The organism is Rheinheimera soli (genome assembly GCF_031457405.1).
In the GTDB taxonomy this organism is placed as follows: domain Bacteria; phylum Pseudomonadota; class Gammaproteobacteria; order Enterobacterales; family Alteromonadaceae; genus Pararheinheimera; species Pararheinheimera soli_A.
In genome coordinates, this window is record NZ_JAVDWR010000005.1 from 103470 (window position 1) to 118959 (window position 15490).

Here is a 15490-nt window from a genome sequence, read left to right on the forward strand (position 1 = left end):
TTGTTTGTTGCGGCTAAGCCAGTAATAAATCACCCTCAAACCGCTGGGTGTACGTTTTTACTGGTCTTATTGCATTAATCAAAAGCTAGGCGAGCGGAGCCAGCTTTTTGTTCAGTAGTTCCATACCTGCAAAAATGCTTGAAGCTACCGATGCGGGAAACAGGCCATTCAGTTGGTTATGAATATCGTCTTTTGCCTGCTCAATTGCCTGAGGTGTCTGATGGTAAACTTCCTGTAGTATCCCGCAGCTGTGCTCCTCTGTTAATCCGAGGTACTTACCAAAGGTGATCCAGTGGCGCAGCACAATTTGAAATATGTGGTAATGGTTGTTCTGTGACACCACAGCTATGGCTAATTTAGCGTCCTGTTTAGCCATTTGGTCTGCTTTCCTGCCAATAATGGGATGAGCTGACAAGATGTCGTAAAGGGGAGCTAACGAATAATTTCCGCCTTTCAGATGCTGTATTGAAAAGTTTTTTGCATGGCCATCTGTTGCTGCCATAATCCAAAAAATAACCAGTGTTTTGAAGAAAGTCCGACAATCTTCCGCTGCGTTTGCTCCTGCCCTTAAAAGCTCCATAATCTGCAGCGCAGATGGGCCACCATCCGCTTGATACTTTAACAATGAGTTCATTCCCAGAGCCTGGCACATATCTTCTTGTGGCAGACGGATAAGAGTTCCAGCTTGTTCTGAATAGATGCGATCAAAGCGCTCAACAACCAAGGCTTTTACTTCGCCATTTTTCTTGCCGAAAAACATTGGGAAACAATGCGCCACCGGAATGCCATAGGCGTTAACAATGCGAGAGCATAACCACTCATTTTCTACAGAAGATGACATGTCCGCACGCATATTTCCGACCAGACCAAGAGGCAGTTTAAGGATCCGGGTTGTTGGTGTTGAGCCTGTTGGCAACCACCACTGATTATCAAAGTACAGGAGCGCATTTTTCTCCTGCGCACCGGCTATCGACAAACGAAGTTCACCACCTGCTTGTTGTATATTCATTGCTGTTGACGACGTGGTATTTCTTAATATTTGAGCAATATCTTCGTCATCAAGTAACAGGCCTTCAATGGCAGGTAATCCGGCAGATGTTTCACCTTCAGGAAGTAATTGGATTGCCCCCACGCAATCACGTCCAACAGCAGCCAATAGTTCAGGCGCTGTGGTTCCGGTTGCTTGAAACTTTGTAGCTAAGCGCCTGCGAATGGTGTCAGCATCGGGTAGCAAATTATCGAAATAATTAAGGACCCTATCTCCTTTTAATACAGGATTTCCAGGTGACATTGGCAGTGATAAAGACAGTGCTCTGGCAAATTCATTTTCATACCAGCTTTCGTCGTATTGAAAAGAGTTCTTAGCAGGATGCCAGTGCCCTACCAGTTCACCATTCATCCACACGCCTAAGTTTGCAACCTGTCTTTTAGCCATTTACCACTCTCCCTTTTTGCCGGTAGGAGTTTTGATCAGGGTGGGCGTTTTTTCCTTTGAGTGCGGGTTGGGTGATTGAAGATCTGTATCTGCAGTTTTACTTGCCCGAGGATTTGGCTTGTACAGGTTTTCCGATCCTGATAATTCTCTGATTTGTGATTTTGATTCTGGTTTTTTATTTTCCCGGACAACCAAAGAGGCATTAAAGACCTGGAGAATTTTCATCATTCTCTCAACACTGACGATTTCCGGGGAAGCTTCCAGTCGCTGATAACCTTGCTGAGTTAAGCCAAGCAATTCCCCTGCGGCTTTTTGTGTTAAACCTGCACTTTTACGCAGGCCTATGATGTACTGCCTTAATTGCTGAATGGTTTGTACTTGATAGTCCATAGGGTCAGGCTCACAACGAAAACATTGTAAAATTATAGTACAACGATTGTGTTGTTAACTGCAATAACACCATTTTCGTTGTTTTTATTATGGTGGAAGCAAAAAAACGCCCGCACTTTGAGGGCAGGCGTTTCTGGAGTTGAACAGCAGTTGGGAATTTACATCCCCAACAGTGGCTTCAAATAATGCCCTGTATAGGACTTCTCATAAGCAGCCACTTGTTCTGGTGTGCCTGCGATAAGGATTTCACCGCCGCCGCTGCCGCCTTCCGGGCCTAAGTCGACTACCCAGTCTGCGGTTTTGATCACGTCGAGGTTGTGTTCAATCACCACTATGGTGTTGCCAGCGTCGCGAAGTTTATGCAGTACGTTCAGCAGTTGCTGAATATCAAAGAAGTGCAGGCCTGTGGTGGGCTCGTCGAGTATATACAGGGTTTTGCCTGTATCTCGTTTACTTAGTTCGCGTGCCAGTTTTACCCGCTGGGCTTCACCACCCGACAAGGTAGTGGCTGACTGACCGAGGCGGATATAAGTTAAACCTACGTCCATCAGGGTGCGTAATTTACGGGCTATGGCCGGAATGCTTTCGAAAAATTCGTGAGCGTCTTCCACTGTCATTTCCAGCACTTCGTGAATGTTTTTGCCTTTGTATTTTACTTCCAGCGTTTCGCGGTTGTAGCGTTTGCCTTTACAGACATCACATGGCACGTACACATCTGGCAGGAAGTGCATTTCTACCTTGATCATGCCGTCGCCCTGACAAGCTTCACAGCGGCCGCCTTTGACGTTAAAGCTAAAGCGGCCGACCTGATAACCACGGGAACGCGATTCCTGAGTACCGGCGAATAAATCCCGCACTGCAGTGAAAATACCCGTATAGGTGGCGGGGTTCGAGCGTGGTGTGCGGCCTATCGGGCTTTGGTCTATATCGACACATTTGTCAAAATGTTCCATGCCTTCAATAGCTTTGTGCGCTGCAGGTTCGTTGCCTTCACCTTTGTTCAGCACACGGTGGGCTACCCGGAACAAGGTGTCGTTAATTAAAGTGGATTTACCAGAACCCGATACCCCTGTGATACAGGTCATCACGCCAAATGGAATTTCTAAATCGACGTTTTTCAGGTTATTGCCTGTGGCGCCTAACACCCGCAATTCTTTGCCTTTTTTACCTTCGTGGCGCTTATCTGGCACAGCTATTTTACGCACGCCGGACAAATACTGGCCTGTTAACGACTCTGGGGTATTTTTAATATCTTCCAGGCTGCCTTGCGCCACAATATAACCACCATGCACACCGGCACCAGGACCAATGTCGATAATATGGTCGGCGGCGCGCACTGCGTCTTCGTCGTGTTCTACCACTATGACGGTGTTACCTAAGTCACGTAAATGCGTCAGGGTGCCTAATAAACGGTCGTTATCGCGTTGGTGTAACCCTATCGAGGGTTCGTCCAGCACATACATCACACCTACTAAACCTGCGCCAATCTGGCTGGCTAAACGAATGCGCTGAGCTTCGCCACCGGATAAGGTTTCGGCACTGCGTGACAGATTCAGGTAGTTCAGGCCCACGTTAACTAAAAACATCAGCCGGTCCTGAATTTCTTTCAGAATTTTTTCAGCGATCTGAGCTTTCTGGCCCATTAAGGTGAGCTGGCGGAAAAACTCTAAACAGTCCCCAATCGACAGTTCCACTACTTCTGGCAACGTGGTTTTGCCAATAAAGACATGGCGGGCTTCTTCGCGTAAACGTGAGCCATCACAACTTGGGCAACACTGCGAGGCTAAATACTTGGCCAGCTCTTCCCGTACTGCATTGGATTCGGTTTCGTGATAACGCCGCTCCATATTTGGCAAAATACCTTCAAACGGATGCTTACGTTTAATGATATCGCCACGGTCGTTCAGGTATTTAAACTCAATATCTGTTTTGCCTGTGCCGTTTAAAATCACCTGTTGATGCTGTTTGCTTAAGCTGGCAAAAGGTACTTCCAGCTCAAAACCATAATGGTCGGCTAAGGATTTCAGCATCTGGAAATAATAGAAGTTACGTTTATCCCAGCCACGAATAGCGCCGCCGGATAAACTCAGCTCGTCGCTGACTATCACTTTGTGGGCATCAAAATACTGTTTTACGCCCAAGCCATCACAGCTTTGGCAGGCACCTGCCGGGTTGTTAAAGGAAAACAACCGTGGTTCCAGCTCGGCCATTGAATAACCACAGGTTGGGCAGGCAAAGTTGGCAGAGAAAATCAGCTCAGGCGCTTTTTCATCATCCATAGACGCGACTTTGGCGATACCACCGGACAGCTCAAGCGCGGTTTCAAAACTTTCGGCTAATCGCTGTTTAATATCGTCACGCACTTTAATCCGGTCGATCACCACTTCAATGGTGTGTTTTTTGTGTAAATCCAGCTTGGGTGGATCCGACAAATCACAAATTTCACCATTAATACGGGCGCGGATATAACCCTGAGCGGCCAAGGTTTCCAGCGTTTTAACGTGTTCACCTTTACGTTCCTGCACCACAGGCGCTAAAACCATCAGCTTGGTGCCTTCAGGAAAGGCCACTACTTTATCCACCATTTCACTGACCGTCTGGGCAGTTAAAGGTAAATCGTGGGTAGGGCAACGGGGTTCGCCAACACGGGCAAATAATAAACGCAGGTAGTCGTAAATTTCAGTGATAGTGCCCACAGTGGAACGTGGGTTATGCGAAGTCGACTTTTGTTCAATAGAAATAGCCGGGGATAAACCTTCGATATGATCCACATCGGGTTTTTCCATCAGGCTTAAAAACTGCCGCGCATAGGCCGACAAAGACTCAACATAACGGCGCTGACCTTCAGCGTACAGCGTATCAAAGGCCAAAGAGGATTTACCTGAACCGGATAAACCAGTGATCACCACCAGTTTGTCGCGTGGAATTTCCAGTGAAATATTTTTCAGGTTGTGGGTGCGGGCACCCCGAATATCTATTTTATCCATACTATTGGGTCTCTTGCCTATTGATGCAGACTTCGGAAAACGAAATGTACCTTTGTCACATATGCAGTGCCCTGTGGGCGACTGCATCCTACGTCTCGTGCCTGTTGAGGTCGGCTTGGGAAAAACGAATTATACCCTTGTTAGCTATGTCAGGTGTCAGGTTAAAGCTTTATGTGGCAAAGCCATAACCGGATCAGCCGGGCAATAATTCAATTGGCGATACTGTATATAAATACATGCTTTATAGCAAGGTCAGCCGCTTAGAAAAACAGCAAAGAAATAGGCTGCTATTTAACTGTTTTTGAACCAGATTTGCGGATTGGATCAGTTAAAGCTAAGTTGAAAGTGTCCACTTGTGGTTAAGACGTATTATGACCTCAGAACAACTCTACTGCTTTGCGATGATCCAGGTGTTGCTGGTGTTTTTACTGGCCAGTTTTCGCTTGCGTGCAACAGATCAAAACAGCAAAGCTTTACCTCTGCTGCAAGGTGCCATAGCTGCTGAATTATTAAGCTGGTTATTCTACTTTTGGCCAGCTCCTGGACCAAGTTTAGTGCTGTCTTTAAGTTTCTCGGCGCTGAATATGAGTTTACTGACGGCTTTTTGTTTTAAGCGCTCAGGTCAGACTGTTCCCTGGCTGTGGATAGTGCCTGTAGGTTTGGCACTGGCTGTTTCTTATAGTTATTTTTCGTACCATCAACAGCAAAATGTCAGCTTGCATCTGATGACTTTGTTTGCATTTTTACTGATAGGCCCTTGTTTCTGGTGTTTCCGCTATTTAAAACCCAATCCTACTTTGTCCGATTTGATGATGGCTGCTGTTTTTGCCGCCTGGCTGCTGATTTGCCTGCTCCGCTCTTTTATGCTGCTGATAGCGCCTGAGTGGTTATTGTCGGGTTTGTTGATTTCTCAGTCTTTTTGGCCAGCTGTTTCTGCGGGTTACTGCATTTTTGCTTTGACAGGTTATATGGAGGAAACCCAGCAAAAATTTAAAAATGAAGCCTTGCATGACCCTTTAACGGGCCTGCTGAACCGCCGTGGTTTAGTCAACGCTATTCAGGGATGCTTAGCTTATTTACAACGTCAGCAGCATAGCGCCGCACTTTTTATGATTGATCTGGACCATTTTAAACAAATTAACGACAAAATTGGTCATGAGGGCGGTGATGAGGTGTTGATTGCTGTGGCCGAAGTGTTGCAAAAACAATTACGTCAAAGTGATGTGTTGGCACGTTATGGCGGCGAGGAGTTTATTGTGTTTTTACCTCAAACCGACAGCGATTCAGCCCAGCTAGCGGCTGAACGTTTATTACTGGCGGTGCGTCATCTGCAACTGCCTCAACTCGGTGGCCAGAATGGCCTGAGTATCAGCGTAGGTATAGCTGTATTTAACGCCGACTTTGATTTTGATTGCCAGCTGCGCCGCGCTGATCATGCTTTATATCAGGCCAAAGCCAGGGGCCGTGATCGTATCGAATTTGCGACAGACACTCTTTAGTTCGGTGATGGCAGGCGATGGTAGCTGTGCTACAATCGCCGCCCGCTTTAACCCGGAGATAGAGTCGCAGATGTCCCATCTGAATCCACTGGAAAAACGTGCCGCATGGTCTCTGGCACTGGTATTTGCTTTCCGGATGCTTGGTTTATTTATGCTGATCCCTGTGTTTGCCATTTTTGGCAAAGACCTGATTGGCTTTTCGCCTTTGTGGATAGGCTTAGCTATTGGCGCTTATGGTTTAACTCAGGCACTGTTACAAATTCCTATGGGCTGGCTGTCTGACAAATGGGGCAGAAAGCCTGTGATGTTGCTGGGCCTTAGCTTTTTTGTGCTGGGTTCAGTGGTCGCTGCTTTAGCCGATTCTGTCTATATGGTGACTTTTGGCCGGGTGCTGCAGGGCATGGGCGCTATTTCAGGGGCTGTGATGGCGCTGGCCTCTGATATTACCCGCGAAGAACAACGACCTAAAGTGATGGCCATTATTGGCATGACTATAGGTTTGTCTTTCACTTTGGCTATGGTGGCAGGCCCGGCTATAGCTGCGGCCAGCGGTTTGAGTGGTATTTTCTGGTGTACAGCTTTAATGGCGGTGATAGGTGTATTGCTGGTGTGGAAAGTGGTGCCTGTGGCTGTCAGCAAGGCGCCGGCCTCTGAAACTCTGGCGACTAAAGGCCAAATCACAGCGCTGTTTCGTCACCCTGAATTATTAAGACTGAACTTTGGTGTGCTGGTACTGCACTTACTATTGACGGCTATTTTTGTGGTATTGCCAACAATGTTGCTGCAGCAACGTTTTGTCTCAGAGCAGCACTGGCAGTTGTATCTGCCTGTTTTAATTGCAGCTTTTATTCTGATGCTGCCACTGATGATTTTGGCCAGTCGCAAGCAGCAGGAAAAAGGTTATTTATTACTGGCAATAAGCCTGCTTATTGTTAGTTTTGTGTTAATTTTAATCAATCAGCAGTTGTGGTCGATCGCCCTGGCGCTGTTGTTGTTTTTTGTTGGCTTTAACTATTTAGAAGCCAGCATGCCTGCTTTATTGTCGCGTATTGCTCCTGCTGGTCTGAAAGGTACTGCTATGGGTACTTACGCCAGTGCTCAATTTTTTGGTGCCTTTTTAGGCGGTATTTTAGGCGGTGCTGTGGCTAGTTTCAGCAGTGGTGAATCGTTGTTTGCTGTCGCTGCCCTGATTGGTTTACTATGGTTGGCTTATGCCAGCAGCATGACAATGCCAGCACGATCGCAACGGCTGTCATTGCCTGTCGAAGTGGCCGATGAAGCCGCCGCAGCCCAATTGGCGCAGCGCCTGACCCAACTCCATGGAGTTTTGGAAGTCACAGTGGTGGTTGCGGAACAACGTTTGTATTTAAAAGTCGGCCAGCAACATTTTGATTTGGCAGAAGCACAGTCTTTGGTTGAAAGCAGCCAAAAAAGTTAAGGAGAAGTCGCATGGCTCGTGGAATTAATAAAGTAATTTTGATTGGTAATCTGGGCAATGACCCCGAAGTCCGTTATATGCCAACAGGTGGCGCAGTGGCCAACCTGACTATTGCAACCAGCGAAAGCTGGACGGACAAAACCACCAATGAAAAGAAAGAAAATACCGAATGGCACCGCGTTGTCATTTATCAGCGTTTGGCTGAAATTGCCGGTGAATACCTGCGTAAAGGCAGCAAGGTCTATATCGAAGGTCGTTTACGTACCCGTAAGTGGCAGGATCAGCAAGGTGTTGAGCGTTACACCACTGAAATCATTGCCAACGAACTGCAAATGTTAGATGGCCGTGGTGAAGGTCAGGGCGCTGGTCAGGCTCCTGCTATGGGCGGTGCTCCAATGGGCAATCAGGGCGGTTATCAACAACCTGCTGCAGCACCACAACAACGTATGCCACAAGCGGCTCCGGCTCAGGGCGGTTACGCTCCACAAGCTCCAGCTGCTGCAGCACCAGCACAAGGTGGTTACCAGCAACGTCCAGCTCAGGGCGGCTTCCAGCCTCAGGGCAATTTTAACCAGCCACAAGGCGGTTTTAATCAGGCAGCACCACAACAACGTGGCCCAATGGAACCACCAATAGACTTTGATGACGATATTCCATTCTGATTAGTAAGTTTAATTGCTATGAATTTAAGCCTCTGATATCAGAGGCTTTTTTTATGTCCATCGAGGGACTGTATGTCGAAAATGCAGGAGCATATTTTCGACGATGAAAAATCCAGATGAGTTAACCGCCGCTTCTTTTCCTGAACTGCGCTGCCTTATGTCTGTTGCCACACAAAGCCATACTGCACCAACGGCGTTTGTGTGCTTTGGTTCGGTCGTAAAACCATAAAATGCAGTCGGGATGCTCGCATTGTTTAACCAAATCGAAGTTGCCTTCAACCAGTAGTTTAGCTACAGCCTCTGCGACTGGGCCTAATAAAGAACCAATCATTTCACTGCGTGAAACACGGTTTAATACCAGTTGGCCGTTATGATCCCTTTCGAGAGTGGGGACAGTAAGAAAAGAGTGCAAATACTGATTTAACTGACCGATCTCCGGTGATTTTTCCTCTTTAAACTCAGTGATGAGCTGCCGCGCCAGCGCTCGTAATGCTTTGGCCTGAGTGAGTAGTTCACCAGGAGCAAGAGTCTTACCCTCTGTTGTTGGCGCTATGTCGTAGCGAGCCAGCCATTGCAGCACATCTTCATCACTGTTCCAGAATTCAACAGCTTTGCCATCGTCGCGAGCTTCTGTATTGAGTAAGTCCATCGCCAAATGATCACCCAGCATAGGCGCACCAGCTGGCATTTCTTTGTGCAGAATTTCTGAAACAACCATAAGTAACCTCTAAAAATTAATTTGACAGGTTACTTTGTGTGGTTCAGACTAACCTCAAGTAACCGATTAATGGTGATTATATGGGTTACTAAGTGATATTGCCAACCCTAACTTCACGGAGTAACTATGAATACGAAAAAAATACTGCTCGCAGCTACCGCCTTAGCTGCCTCTCTTTCTGCCACAGCTGCAGAAGATAAAACGCTGGTGCGTTATCAAAGCCTGGATGTGCAGGGGGTTAACGTGTTTTACCGCGAGGCGGGTTCGCCAAAGGCTCCGACAGTTTTGCTGTTGCATGGCTTTGGTGCTTCGTCTTATATGTTCAGAGATTTGATGCCAAAACTGGCAGAGAAGTATCATGTGGTCGCGCCGGACTTGCCAGGTTTTGGTCAAACCACAATCAAGCCCGGCGTACAATTTAACTACAGCTTCGATAATCTGGCTTCTGTGATGGATGCTTTTACTGTGGTTAAAGGCTTAGAGCGTTATGCGATCTATGTATTTGATTATGGCGCTCCGGTGGGCTGGCGTCTGGCGGTGAAGAACCCGGAAAAGATCACGGCCATCGTGACTCAAAATGGTAATGGCTATGAGGAAGGACTGAGTGAAGGTTGGGCTGATATGCGTAAAGCCTGGGCTAACCCAACAGCCGAAAACCGCGAAGCCTTAGGTAAGTTCAATACGCCAGAGATGCTGAAGTGGCAATACACTGAAGGTGTTGAAGATACTTCAGTGATTGCACCTGAAACCTATCAGTTAGCTTATGCAGCTATTGAACGCCATGGTGTTGATGCGCAGATGGATTTATTGCTGGACTACGGCAGCAACGTGAAACAATACAGCCAGTTGCATCAGTTTTTCCGCAGCAAGCAGCCACCTTTATTGGCTATTTGGGGTGACAAAGATCCATTTTTTCTTCCGGCAGGAGCCAAGGCATTCCAGCGTGATAATCCAAAAGCAGAAGTGCAGTTTGTAAATAGTGGCCACTTTGCTATTGAAACACACGGTAATCAAATAGCGGCAGCTATGCTGGAGTTTTTAGACCGTAGCATCAAACCTTAATGTTCTTCAGTACAAAGATGGCGGGCACATAGCCCGCCTTATTCATGTTAGGCCAGCATCTTTGCTGCTATTTACCCTTATGTTCGGCATGCTCCGTTAAACCTTTGTGTCCTGTGATTGCCCGAATAAGCGCAGTGCTTTATGGTAACAGCAGAAGCAGATAAAAATGATGGATAAAAGATGCTGAATATCATTGTTAAACCGCTGGTCAAACTGGTGGAACGTTACTTGCCTGACCCTTATATTTTTGTGTTGTTGCTTAGTGTGCTGGTGTTTGTGGCTGCTATGGTGTTTGAGCAACAAAGCCCTTTGGTGGTGGCGCAGCAATGGGGTGATGGCTTCTGGGGTTTGCTGAGCTTTTCGATGCAAATGCTGTTAGTGCTGGTGACAGGTTTTATGCTGGCCAGTACGCCTTTAGTCAGCAAACTGCTGGACAGGCTGGCGACGCTGGCTTCCAGTGCAGGTCAGGCCATAGTGCTGGTGACGCTGGTGTCTTTAGCCGCAAGCTGGCTGAACTGGGGTTTTGGTTTAGTAGTGGGGGCTTTGTTTGCTAAAGCTTTGGCGCGGCGGGTACAAGTAGATTATCCCTTACTGGTTGCCAGTGCCTATTCAGGTTTTGTGATCTGGCATGGGGGCTTGTCGGGTTCTGTGCCTTTAACTATCGCCACCTCTGGCCATTTTTCCGAAGCTCAAATTGGCATTATTCCCACCTCCGACACTATCTTTTCGTGGTTTAATCTGGTGCTGGTGGCCGCTTTATTTATTGCTGTGCCTTTGCTGAATTACCTGATGCGGCCCAAAGCTGAAGATTCGGTGTATATAGACCCAGCTAAGTTAGTGCCTGAACCCCTGCCTGATTTAACCACAGCACGACCTGCTGATAAGCTGGAAAACAGCTTTGTGATCACTGCATTGATAGCGCTGGCCGCTGCGGCTTATTTGTTGCAGTATTTTGCCAAAGCTGGTGGGCTGAATCTGAACATAGTGAACTTCTTGTTTTTATTTCTGGCAATTTTGCTGCATGGCACCCCAAGGCGTTTGTTACATTGTTTGCAGCAGGCCATACAAGGTGGGGCTGGCATTATTCTGCAGTTTCCGTTTTATGCCGGCATTATGGCGGTGATGATACAGTCGGGTTTAGCTCAGTCGTTGTCACAATGGTTTGTCAGTTTTGCTACTGCAGAAAGCATGGCATTCTGGACTTTTTTAAGCGCTGGTTTAGTGAATATCTTTATTCCGTCCGGCGGTGGTCAGTGGGCAGTGCAGGCGCCTGTGATGCTACCCGCAGCTTTGGAGTTAGGGGCTGAAGTGAACCGTATCGCCATGGCCGTGGCATGGGGCGATGCCTGGACTAACCTGATCCAACCCTTCTGGGCTTTGCCTGTTTTGGCGATAGCTGGTCTTAAAGCCAAAGATGTAATGGGTTATTGCCTGCTGCAGTTACTAGTCACAGGTATCATCATCAGTCTGGTGTTAAGTTTTATCTGAGGCGGTTTTAACCCGCCTGAAAACGAGCCCTGAATTCGTCTTTAAAACGCCTGGACAAATTCAGGCGCTCGCCGCTGTTGAGTAAAATTTCACCATCGCCGCTGGGGTCGTAACTGATGCTGTGAATGGCATGATGGTTGACGGCCAAACTGCGGTGAATACGGCTGAATCCTTTGTGTTGCAGGGTTTCAACTGTTTTGGCAAGGGTTGCACGCAGCGGGTAAATCCGGCCTTTGCTATGTAAATTGACATAGTTACCGGATGATTCCAGCCAGTCGATGTCGGCCACTTTCACCAGAAATTCCTTATCCAGTTTACGCACCAGAAAATGTTCGGGTGAGGTGTTGCTTTGACTGGCTGCTGTGCTGTCTTCGTTTTGCTCGGTGCCAATCAGCATGGCGTCACCTTTTAAACGGCGATAGATAAAGTCAGCAATATGGTAAACCGAAAGCAAAAACAGATAACCCCAGACATCTTTGCGGTATTCATAAAAAAACTCACGGGCTAAAGGCCCAAAGTCATAGCCTCTGCCTAAAAACCAGTACACCAGCTTCCGCAGCGCTACCATCAGGCTGACATGGCCAATACAAAACAACAAACTGGCGAAAAAATGCTGCAACACTTGCCAGCGTAGCGCACTAAAGCGGGGCGGTACCCGTCTGAAAAACCAGACTAAAACTGGCACCATCATTAAAGTACCGGCAGCGCTGCTGTATTCCCACAGCAATGGCTCCCACCATTGCAGGGTAGAAAGGGCATCCCTCTGGTGTTCCATCCAGACTGAGCTGGCGTTAATGCCGTTATTTAATAGCAGGTAGAAGGCAAAAGCCAGATAGCTATACAGCACTTTGTGTTGGTCAAAACGTTCAAACCAGTTTTTTGCCACAGCGTTGGTCCCCACAAGCCACCTCTTATCCCTCAAATCCACCACCAACCCATCCAGTGCTGTTTGTCAGAGTTCACAGCAGACAAACTAAGCCGAACCAAAACAACATTACAACACAAAATCATCCTAAGTAATTGATGTTGCAGAGAGGCGACAAGAGCTTGAGACCCCAGGAGCATAGTTCACCTATGTGACTGGGGCGAGAGCACGTAGGCAACAAAGCTGCAGCTTCAAGTACGACGGGTGAAGGAGGTTTAGCATGACACGAACACTAACCGCTCGTCGATATGAACTCGACTGGCTCCGCACCCTGGCTTTTGCGTTGCTGATTTTGTACCACATTGGTATGTATTATGTCGCCGACTGGGGCTGGCATATCAAAAGTGAGCAAACTTTTAAGGGCTTGCAGGAGCTGATGATTTTGACCAACCCATGGCGTATGTCTTTGTTGTTTTTACTGGCAGGTATGGCACTGAGTTTAGTTTTGCCGCAGATCAGCAGGTTAAAACTTTTAGGGCTGCGCTCTAAACGTTTATTGATCCCCTTGTTGTTTACCATGTTTGTGGTGGTGGTGCCTCAGGTGTATTACGAAGCCTTAAGCCAGCAACTGATCCAGCCGGGTTATCTGCAATTCTGGTGGCAGTATGTCAATCCTGTCACCGACTTGTTGCCCGATCATCATAGCCCTATTGGCTTATTGACCTGGAACCATGCCTGGTTTATTCCGTATTTATGGTGTTACAGCCTGCTGGTGTTGTTGTGTTATCCGATCCTGCATAGGGTTTCACACTCCTCCTTGTTGCAGCAGTTGCCGGGTCGTTACGCTTTGGCACTGGTTTTTTGCTTGATGTTTTGGGCCTGGTGGACTTTACGGGCTGATTTTCCCAGCACTCATGCCTTAGTGGATGACTGGTATAACCATGCTAAATATTTTCTGGTGTTTATTGCTGGTTTTTTATTGGCCCGGCAGGATTTATGGTGGCAACAACTGGTCTCCGGCAGAAGGCTATGGCTGGTGTTAGCTCTGTGTTGTTACTGCCTTATTGTTGCTGAACGCAATGATGTTTTTGATTACTACACTGGCCCTGTTTACAATAAAGTGACGGAAAAATTGTTGTTTGGTTTTGTTCTTGTGCTTAATTACTGGAGTTGGTTACTGGCAGTATTGGGCTATGCCGGAGCTTATCTGGCAAAAACAAATAGCCCGTTGTTAAGGTATTGCAATGACGCCGTATTGCCCTGGTATATTTTGCATCAAACGCTGATTATTTTATGTGCGGCCTGGTTAAAACCTTTGGCTATGCCTGTAGCTATAGAATTCCCACTGGTGTTGGCTGGGACTGTAGCAGGCTGCTGGCTGGGTTATGAGGTGATAAGACGATCTGCAGTATTAAGCTGGTGTTTTGGGTTGGGCAGCAAAAAGACGGTAAAACCCCAAGCCGCTCTGTCCGCTGTCGCTTTATAGCTTCAGGGAACAATAACTATTCTTTACAGCAATCTTTGGCGACTCCGATACTCTGGCTATGCTTAAAAACGTCAGACAGAGGATCAGGAGTTGTTATGCGGGCAGGTTTTAGATTATTTCTTGTGGTTCTGTGTTGTTCGGGGACAGGATTAAAAGCTCAAAGCATAGTACTGGAAGGGGTTAATCTGATCCCTATGACCAGTGAGACTGTGTTGTACAACCAGAGAGTCAGGGTTGAACAGGGCAAAATCACTGCAATAGGACCCATGGATGAAAAGCCGGTGCAGCCAGCTGAGCTGCATATTGATGCCAAAGGCAAATACCTGATCCCGGCTTTCTCAGATACTCATTTTCATCAGCACCGTAATGATATCGCAGACACAGAGTTACTCTTTAAATTGTTAATTGCGAACGGCGTGACCAGCGTTCGTAGCATGGCGCAATGGAATCAACAGGATACAGTGGCCATTCGACAGCTGGCGGCCAAACCAGAAGTGATAGCCCCTTATTATTATGCCTCTGGCCCACAAGTGAATGCGGATAATGTGAAAAATGTTGCTGAGGCTTTGGCTATGGCAGATCTGCATCATCAGCGTGGTTATGACTTTATAAAAGTTCACGGTAATCTGGATCAACAAGCCTATCTGGCGTTGCTGGAAAGAGCGGCCTTGCATGGTATTCCGGTGACAGGCCATGCTCAGCGTCATTTGCCTTTGCACTACAGTTTACGTATGCATTCGCTGGCCCATATCGAAGAGCTGGTGGTGCTGTTGGCCGGGCAACAGTTACAAATCCCCAAAGTAACACCGCTGCAGTTAAGCCAAATGGTCGAGCAGATTAAACAAAGTGGTATTACTGTCAGCCCCACCTTAAGTATTTTGGCGTTGATCCCAGACTACACAGACGAAAAACGTTATCAGCTGTTACAACAAAGATACGAGTCGCAGTTTATTGCTTATGGTGAATACCAATGGTTTACCAATCCGGAGAACAGATCCTATCAACATCAGTTTTTTAAAACGCCACAGATGAAAAAATACATCGCCGATTTGATCCAGACAGCACAATTGCTGACCAAAGCTCTGTCTGATGCCGGTGTACCTTTGCTGGTGGGCAGCGATAATCTGGGTTTTCATATTGCAGGTTTTTCTCTGCATGAGGAAATGCAACAGATGCAGAATGCCGGCATGACAGCTTATCAGGTGCTAAAAGCAGCCACTTCAGACAGCGCGCGGTATTTAGGACGGCAGGCTGTGGCTGGTACTCTGGAAGTAGGAAAAAATGCTGAGTTTGTATTGCTGAGTGCAAACCCGTTGCAGCAGATCAGTAATACAAAACGTATTGAAGCTGTGATGCACAAAGGGCGCTGGTTCGACAGAGCGACGCTGGATCAATTACTGGCTGAGGCTCTTGCAGCACGAAAAGCAGAAAAATCCTTAGCAGAGCAAGTGACTCAGTAA

The 15490-nt window shown here is 47.3% G+C and carries 12 protein-coding genes; 7 read left to right on the forward strand and 5 right to left on the reverse strand.

The genetic code is table 11. From position 1 onward, the window contains the following. Nucleotides 1-85 precede the first annotated feature (85 nt). From J2W69_RS09990 to uvrA, 3 genes are all read right to left on the reverse strand, one after another. Entirely contained in the window at nucleotides 86-1435 is a 1350-nt protein-coding gene (locus tag J2W69_RS09990; protein ID WP_310277573.1) for a type II toxin-antitoxin system HipA family toxin, read from the reverse strand. Continuing rightward, the gene (locus J2W69_RS09995) at nucleotides 1436-1825 is read right to left on the reverse strand and encodes a helix-turn-helix transcriptional regulator (RefSeq protein ID WP_310277576.1); all 390 of its coding nucleotides are present in this window, start codon (nucleotides 1823-1825) and stop codon (nucleotides 1436-1438) included. 158 nt (nucleotides 1826-1983) lie between these two features. Next, nucleotides 1984-4812, reverse strand: coding sequence for an excinuclease ABC subunit UvrA (uvrA, locus tag J2W69_RS10000; RefSeq protein WP_310277579.1), 2829 nt, complete (start codon nucleotides 4810-4812; stop codon nucleotides 1984-1986). Nucleotides 4813-5165: 353 nt separating this feature from the next. Here uvrA and J2W69_RS10005 point away from each other — a divergent pair, with 353 nt between their 5' ends. From J2W69_RS10005 to ssb, 3 genes are all read left to right on the forward strand, one after another. After that, nucleotides 5166-6311 carry a GGDEF domain-containing protein gene (locus J2W69_RS10005; protein ID WP_310277580.1) on the forward strand — a complete coding sequence of 382 codons (1146 nt, stop codon included), beginning with the start codon at nucleotides 5166-5168 and terminating at the stop codon, nucleotides 6309-6311. A 70-nt stretch (nucleotides 6312-6381) separates the two neighbouring features. After that, nucleotides 6382-7749, forward strand: a complete 1368-nt coding sequence (locus tag J2W69_RS10010; protein WP_310277583.1) for an MFS transporter — start codon at nucleotides 6382-6384, stop codon at nucleotides 7747-7749. Between the two features lie 11 nt (nucleotides 7750-7760). Then, the gene (gene ssb / locus J2W69_RS10015; protein ID WP_310277586.1) at nucleotides 7761-8411 is read left to right on the forward strand and encodes a single-stranded DNA-binding protein; all 651 of its coding nucleotides are present in this window, start codon (nucleotides 7761-7763) and stop codon (nucleotides 8409-8411) included. A gap of 121 nt (nucleotides 8412-8532) precedes the next feature. Here the strand turns inward: ssb and J2W69_RS10020 are convergent, their stop codons facing one another. Next, complete coding sequence (locus J2W69_RS10020; protein ID WP_310277589.1) at nucleotides 8533-9129, reverse strand: CGNR zinc finger domain-containing protein; 597 nt, start codon at nucleotides 9127-9129, stop codon at nucleotides 8533-8535. A 126-nt stretch (nucleotides 9130-9255) separates the two neighbouring features. On the opposite strand from J2W69_RS10020, the gene J2W69_RS10025 reads away from it, so the two are divergent. Then, nucleotides 9256-10191 carry an alpha/beta fold hydrolase gene (locus J2W69_RS10025; protein ID WP_310277591.1) on the forward strand — a complete coding sequence of 312 codons (936 nt, stop codon included), beginning with the start codon at nucleotides 9256-9258 and terminating at the stop codon, nucleotides 10189-10191. A 180-nt stretch (nucleotides 10192-10371) separates the two neighbouring features. Continuing rightward, entirely contained in the window at nucleotides 10372-11679 is a 1308-nt protein-coding gene (locus J2W69_RS10030) for a short-chain fatty acid transporter (protein WP_310277594.1), read from the forward strand. 7 nt (nucleotides 11680-11686) lie between these two features. On the opposite strand, the gene J2W69_RS10035 is transcribed toward J2W69_RS10030, so the two are convergent. Continuing rightward, complete coding sequence (locus J2W69_RS10035; RefSeq protein ID WP_310277597.1) at nucleotides 11687-12565, reverse strand: LytR/AlgR family response regulator transcription factor; 879 nt, start codon at nucleotides 12563-12565, stop codon at nucleotides 11687-11689. A gap of 259 nt (nucleotides 12566-12824) precedes the next feature. On the opposite strand from J2W69_RS10035, the gene J2W69_RS10040 reads away from it, so the two are divergent. Together J2W69_RS10040 and J2W69_RS10045 are read left to right on the forward strand one after the other, a co-directional pair. Continuing rightward, on the forward strand, nucleotides 12825-14030 hold the full coding sequence (locus J2W69_RS10040; protein WP_310277601.1) for an acyltransferase family protein: 1206 nt from the start codon (nucleotides 12825-12827) through the stop codon (nucleotides 14028-14030). A 95-nt stretch (nucleotides 14031-14125) separates the two neighbouring features. Then, complete coding sequence (locus J2W69_RS10045; RefSeq protein WP_310277604.1) at nucleotides 14126-15490, forward strand: amidohydrolase family protein; 1365 nt, start codon at nucleotides 14126-14128, stop codon at nucleotides 15488-15490.